Consider the following 6,064-nt stretch of genomic DNA (forward strand, 5'->3'; position numbering starts at 1 on the left):
GTTCCCCTCAGGTCCTTGCCGCTGTTGCTGATGCCAGGGGAGCCGCGAATACTCCGGGAGATACATGAATGCCGAGGTCTTCGAAGCGATCGATGAAGCGGGGACGGATACCAGTCGGGACGGGCCTTCCAAGAAACCTCCCGTGAGCGTCGACTCCAGCCGAGTAGTCGAAGACAAAAGCATCCTGGAGGGTGACGATGTCGCCTTCCATCCCTTGAACCTCGGTCACGTGCGTGATGCGGCGCGTTCCATCCCGCAAACGCGAGATCTGGATGATGAGGTTGACCGCCGACGCTATTTGCTCACGGATTGCACGCAAGGGCAGATCCATGCCTGCCATGAGCACCAGGGTTTCGAGGCGCGCCACTGCGTCACGAGGGGAATTCGAGTGCACCGTGGAGAGGGAACCGTCATGGCCGGTGTTCATGGCCTGCAGCATGTCGAGGGACTCTCCACCACGGACCTCGCCGACGACGATCCTGTCCGGGCGCATACGAAGGGAGTTCCTGAGCAACTCCCTGATGGTCACTGCACCCTTCCCCTCCGTATTCGGCGGCCTGCTCTCAAGCCTGACCACATGTTGCTGTTGGATCTGCAGTTCCACGGCATCTTCAATGGTGACGATCCGGTTGTCTTCCGGGATGAAAGATGAGAGGACATTCAACAACGTGGTCTTGCCGGTTCCGGTGCCCCCGGAGACGATGATGTTCAGTTTCGCCTTGACGCAAGCATTGAGGAGCTCCGCCATTTCGGGCGTGAGCGTGCCGAAATCAATCAGGTTCCTGATGGTCAACGGTATTTTGCTGAATTTTCGGATGGTCAGCGACGAGCCGCCCACCGCAAGCGGAGGGATCACGGCGTTGACGCGGGAGCCATCCTCAAGGCGGGCGTCAACAAGCGGGGATGACTCATCGATCCGGCGCCCCACCTTGGAAACGATGCGTTCGATGACCCTCCGGAGATGGTCCTCGGAGCTGAACCCGGAGTCCGTGAGGATCAGCTTGCCTTTTCGTTCGACGTAGATCTGGTCCATCCTGTTGACCATGATTTCCGTGACCTCTGGATCGTCCAGCAAGCGCTGGAGCGGACCATAGCCGAGGACGTCGTCCGCCACGTCCGCCACGAGCCTGGTGCGCTCGTCCGCGGACAACGGGACCTGCTCGGCGTCGATGATCCTGATAAGTTCTTCCCGGGCAGTCGACCGCAATTCACGTTCACTGACGCTCGAGTCGTTAAACCTCGCCCCCAACCGCTCGAACAACGCAGTGGCTGCGCGCTGCTTGAGGGCAGCGAAGGCGTCCACGGGCTGTTGGGCCCTGAGCTTCGGCGAGTCAGGGACATCGGACAGCTTGACCGAGGTCTGGGATTTTACTGCGCTCCCGGTCTTCGCCGCGGGAAATGGCATGGCTTGCAGCGTCGACTCGGCGAATGTCGGTTTCGGGCTAGCGGGCGAGCTCGGGCCAATGCCTACTCCCGGCCCTGAGGACCCTTCGACCTTGTCCTCGGCAGCATGCAGGCGTTCGGACAGCTTCATTAGACCACCACTCTTCTGTGCAGTTTGCGCTGCGCCGTGGCACGCCACGTCGGATTGAAACGCTCGACAAGTTGCTTGAGGCCTTTGACGGCCGGATCTTTCACCGCTTCTTGGAGCACGGGAATCCCGCGGTTGGTGGAGAACGCTACGGCCTTCGATCGGGGAATGCTCACGTCTACCGGGGCGCCGACAGTGGATTCAACGTCCTGGACCGACAAGCCCGACTTGGAATCAGCCATGTTGAGCACCACGTGCCGGGTGGGAGGAAGGAGATTCAATTTCCGGAGGATATCCAGGCCGGAGCGCAGGCCCCGGACACTTGGAACGTCCATGCCGGTCACCCAAACAGCGTCCGAGCATTGTTCCAGGGCAGCGAGCCCGATTTCGGGTAGCCCTGGCGCCGTGTCAACAACCACATATTGGAACTCGTGAGCCAGCTGCTCGAGGAGCCGGCCCACCTGTTCCGGCGAGATTTCGTCCGCTTCGACGGGGTTCTTCGGCGCACACAGGGCATAGATGCTCGCCGGGTGGACCGTGAGAAAGGCTTTGAGCACCAAGGAGTCCTGGCTGGCCGAAGGGGTAACGGCGTCGGTGACGGTGTGTTCCGGATTGAGGTAAAGACCCGAGGCGACGTCACCGAATTGCAGGTCCAGGTCCACAATCACAACGCTCATCGGCGCGATCTTGCCCAACCCCACTGCGATATTCGTGGCGATGGTCGTCTTGCCCACGCCACCCTTGGGGGAAAAGACCCCGATCACCAGACCCTTCGGGGCACCCGGTTGCTTCGGTTCCATGGTTCGCTGACGGCTGGCGAAGGACTGGCACGCGCGCTCAAGCATGATCCGTATCTGGGCCACGTCCGCATCCGGGCTCATGATGTCGCGAATGCCGGACCGCATGGCTTGGAGGACGAACCCGGGATCCAATTCACTGACAAGGATCACGCTCAGTTCCGGCAACTGCACGTCGAAAACCGTCGCCAGGCGCAGGGCATCCTCCACAGGCACGTCGGGCCCCAGAATCAACACTTCGAGTTGTTCCTGATTGAGCGCGCCGAACAACTCGGCCGGGTCGGCCGGCAAAATGCTCGTGAAGAAGGTCTGCACGCTTCCGGGCAGGCCGCCCGCAACAGCTTGGCGCAACCGTTGGTCAAAATCGGTGTTGGGAGTAATCAGGACAAAACGGCTCACCGGTATACCCCGTTCTGCTGGATGACGGTGGGGCCACTGTCTTTGGCATCCAACGGCTCTTTACTGAGCCAGATCTTTTCGAACTCAGCCGCAAAGACAATCTTCGAAGCGTCCACATCGCTCACGGCAACGGTCAGCATTAGTGAACCGGTGGGCAGTGAAGTGTCCTTGGAACCGGCCGCACCGGAGCTGGGATTCGGCGTCGCTTGTGCACCCGCTGCAGGCTGCGGGGCCCGCTGGACCATGGTCACAAGAACCTTGGGGATCGCCAGTTCGGTAGTTTGCTTGTCGCTGGACATGGAGATGAAGATTCCAATGTGGTCACCAGGAGCCAGTAGTCCCCCAACCACCCGCTGGGGTTCCAGTTGGAAGGAGACCTCCTGAAGCCCTGCCGGCACCTTGACGTCTCCGGGAGACTTGAGTGCGTCCGGGGCGACCAGCCTTTCCGAGACCAGCGTCTCGCCCGGGACGAGGTCGACGGCGGCCACCTTGCCGGTGGAGTCGGCGAGAGTGTGCAGGGCTGACTGCGGGACGGCCGAGCCCGGCCGTTGCACGGTATCGAGGGAGTCTTTCATCGCGTCAACGGAAGTACCGGCCGGGATGGCGGTTTTGACTACTAGAACATCGACAGGAGCCAGGTTCTGAACTGCCCGTTGATCCGCGCCCTGAGCGTAGGAGAAGACAAGAATCACCCCGACGAGGGCTACCAGTGCCGCTGCCGAACCGGCCAACAAGCGTGACTTCACTTACTACTCCTGTGCTCGAAGATACTCAAAGAATGGATGAAGCTAGTTGGTAAGGCGGACGATGGTGGCGCCAAATGCGTCTACCGGGCCAAGCGAGTAGCCATCAGCCAGCGAGACGTACCTGACGAAACTCCCGATGATTCCACGGCAGTTTCCGGTACAGGCAAGAGCGTTGGACACATAGGAATTCGTGTTACGGAAGCTGTCCGGAAGGGTGTCGTTGCCGCTGAACTTCCATCCCGCCACTTTGAACGCGGCGAAGGACACCAGATGGTAAACAGCGCCGCTCCCTGTACCTGTGACGGCGTCGAACACCGGAAGCAGGACCACGACGTCGCGGCCAGAGGTGATGGTATCGGCCCACTTTTGAAGGGTGGCTGCGCAGTTACCGGGTGTACTGTTCCCCGGGGCGCTCCCGCCTTCATTGGTCGCGAGGTTGATGGTGCCGCCACACAGGCCAGGATCTTGGACGATCCAGCCGAATCCACCAGCAACAGTGGCTCCTGAGGGGCCGTAATTGCAGCTCGGATTAGCTCCCGAGCCGTGATCTTGGAGAAGCTGGAGCGCTCCGCCGATGTATCCCTGCACTTGGCAGATGGAATACACGAGCGGAAACGGAGTCCTGCCGGCGACGGCGCTCCCCCATTGGACACTCGAGGTGGTCACGACATCGCTCGTGTTGACGCCCATCACGCGCGCGAAGAAGAGCGAGACGGCGTTCGGCGCACCGCCCGACTGCTGGGCTCCCCCGGTAACGGTGACTTTCCGGTTTGTCAGGTCCAGATTTATCGACTTGACGTTGTTCAAGCCATCGATCGCGTTCTTGTTTGCGACGTCGGAGGCAAGCGGGGACGTGGTTGAGCAGTTCGGATCGCTCGTGTTCGCGGCGCACTTCTGCGCTATGGCGAGGGCAGCGGCGTCGGACCCGTTCTGGACCTGCGCCCGTTCCGAGTACAACAGACCCACATCCACGGCGAGCGCGGCAAAACCGAGCAGGACCACCAGCAAGAGTGCGACGAGGACGGCAATCGCGCCGCGCTCGCCGTCGTCGTTACTGGCCATCAGCCGCCGCATACCATGACTCCTACTCCTTGCATGGGGAAAGGCCCCGCGATTCCCGTGAGGGTGCTGAGGGTGTACTTGATGGTCACGGACATCTGTGCTCCGGACGTGCAGCTAGCCGGGCTGAACGTGAAGTTCGTGTCTGCCAGCTGCGGATTCAACGACACGGCAGCGTTCTTCGCCGCTGTCTTGGCGGCCGTCTGATCATTCGAAATCGCCATGACGCGAACACCTTCACGCGCCGCGTTCGAGAGCGAAACCTGCACGTTGTAAGCCCTGCCGAATTCCATGATGCCCAAGAGCAGCATGATCAGGAGCGGTGCCAGGATGGCGAACTCGACAGCCACGGCACCGCGCTCTGAAGACCTGGCCATGGGAGTCTGCCTTTCGTCCTGTGGAGGCGCGTGCGCCTGAAACAGGAAGGGAGCTTCTAGAAGGAAGGGAACTCGGTGGGTGGGATTTGAGCCCCACCCACCGATCTGGCTCCTGTGGTGACCGCTACTTTGAGCAACTGCCTGGGACTGCTGCCGTCGAGCCGGACGCTGCGACCGTACCGGTCCAGACTCCGCCCTTGACGCTGCAAGCCGTGCTATTGAAAGTCTCGACGAGATTGCCGCCGAGCAGTGACACTGCGACGATGATGACAACAGCGATGAGGGCAACCATGATGCCGTACTCGACAGCGGTGGCACCGGTCTCGTCACACTGCGCGCGAGACACGGATTTTAGGACGTTGAAAATCATTGAATCTCCTGGCGTGTATAGGCAGACGTAGCGGAGGCCCACGCCCGGGCTACGTCCAACCCTGAGTGGTGGTACTTACTTGGAGCAGGAGCCGGCAGCCGTAGCTGTTGCTGCCGTATAGACGCCGCCCTTTACGCTACAAGCCGTGTTGTTGAAGGTCTCCTTCAGGTTTCCGCCCAGCGCCGTGACGGCGATGATGATGACAACTGCGATAAGGGCAACCATGATGCCGTACTCGACGGCGGTGGCGCCCTTTTCGTCACGGCGGATCCGCGATGCGGCGTTGGAGAAGAATGTAAGCATTTGAAACTCCTGAGCGAGTTGGGGTGTGGGCTGGTCCAGCACCAGCTCTCTAGCAACTTAGCAACGCAAAACTCCCCGCAGCGCAGTCCTTGGGACATCCTGTGCCAAGACTCGCGATCCTGCGCATTTCTTGGCTTAAACCTAGAGAAACCCTGCGATCTCGGGCTTTCCTGAGGACCGCGACAAAGGTGCGAAAACAGCGCAACCGCCGTCCCGCCGTCGGGCAAAAACAGCCCCGACCCGGGCCCCTCCCCCACGACGCCCGGTCAGATATAGGGCCAAATCCCCAAACCCCCGCTCACGTATGACGCCCAATCGAGAAACCCCCACTCAGATCAAGTGACCGAGCGTCCGGCGAAAACACACCAAAGGTGACCCGGCGTCGGGGGCGGGTTCAGGGGGTCGTTGCAACGCCTGAGTGGTTGGTGGTGTTGTGGGACGTTTTGGTCGGCCTGAGGTTCGGCGTGAATTGGTTCGGGTGT

7 protein-coding genes are annotated in these 6,064 nt (G+C 60.9%); all 7 read right to left on the reverse strand.

Annotation, left to right across the window (positions count from 1 at the left end; translation table 11 throughout):
- Nucleotides 1-7 precede the first annotated feature (7 nt).
- Nucleotides 8-1,534, reverse strand: a complete 1,527-nt coding sequence (locus tag J2S96_RS16805) for a CpaF family protein (RefSeq protein ID WP_306865926.1) — start codon at nt 1,532-1,534, stop codon at nt 8-10.
- Entirely contained in the window at nt 1,534-2,727 is a 1,194-nt protein-coding gene (locus tag J2S96_RS16810) for an AAA family ATPase (protein ID WP_306865927.1), read from the reverse strand. Before J2S96_RS16810 ends, J2S96_RS16805 begins: the two co-directional genes overlap by 1 nt.
- Nucleotides 2,724-3,473, reverse strand: a complete 750-nt coding sequence (cpaB, locus tag J2S96_RS16815; protein ID WP_306865929.1) for a Flp pilus assembly protein CpaB — start codon at nt 3,471-3,473, stop codon at nt 2,724-2,726. Before cpaB ends, J2S96_RS16810 begins: the two co-directional genes overlap by 4 nt.
- Nucleotides 3,474-3,515: 42 nt before the next feature.
- The gene (locus J2S96_RS16820; protein WP_306865931.1) at nt 3,516-4,547 is read right to left on the reverse strand and encodes a Tad domain-containing protein; all 1,032 of its coding nucleotides are present in this window, start codon (nt 4,545-4,547) and stop codon (nt 3,516-3,518) included.
- On the reverse strand, nt 4,535-4,909 hold the full coding sequence (locus tag J2S96_RS16825; RefSeq protein WP_306865933.1) for a TadE/TadG family type IV pilus assembly protein: 375 nt from the start codon (nt 4,907-4,909) through the stop codon (nt 4,535-4,537). Before J2S96_RS16825 ends, J2S96_RS16820 begins: the two co-directional genes overlap by 13 nt.
- Nucleotides 4,910-5,033: 124 nt before the next feature.
- Complete coding sequence (locus J2S96_RS16830) at nt 5,034-5,279, reverse strand: Flp family type IVb pilin (protein WP_306865935.1); 246 nt, start codon at nt 5,277-5,279, stop codon at nt 5,034-5,036.
- A gap of 75 nt (nt 5,280-5,354) precedes the next feature.
- The gene (locus J2S96_RS16835) at nt 5,355-5,582 is read right to left on the reverse strand and encodes a Flp family type IVb pilin (protein ID WP_306865937.1); all 228 of its coding nucleotides are present in this window, start codon (nt 5,580-5,582) and stop codon (nt 5,355-5,357) included.
- Nucleotides 5,583-6,064 lie beyond the last annotated feature (482 nt).

This window comes from Arthrobacter bambusae (assembly GCF_030812595.1).
Classification (GTDB): Bacteria; Actinomycetota; Actinomycetes; order Actinomycetales; family Micrococcaceae; genus Arthrobacter; species Arthrobacter bambusae_B.

What these genes read in the sequence shown, in the direction of transcription:
- J2S96_RS16805 (WP_306865926.1), bottom strand. Translation starts at nt 1,534, where the DNA reads ATGAAGCTGTCCGAACGCCTGCATGCTGCCGAGGACAAGGTCGAAGGG.
- J2S96_RS16820 (WP_306865931.1), bottom strand. Translation starts at nt 4,547, where the DNA reads ATGCGGCGGCTGATGGCCAGTAACGACGACGGCGAGCGCGGCGCGATT.
- J2S96_RS16825 (WP_306865933.1), bottom strand. Translation starts at nt 4,909, where the DNA reads ATGGCCAGGTCTTCAGAGCGCGGTGCCGTGGCTGTCGAGTTCGCCATC.
- J2S96_RS16830 (WP_306865935.1), bottom strand. Translation starts at nt 5,279, where the DNA reads ATGATTTTCAACGTCCTAAAATCCGTGTCTCGCGCGCAGTGTGACGAG.
- J2S96_RS16835 (WP_306865937.1), bottom strand. Translation starts at nt 5,582, where the DNA reads ATGCTTACATTCTTCTCCAACGCCGCATCGCGGATCCGCCGTGACGAA.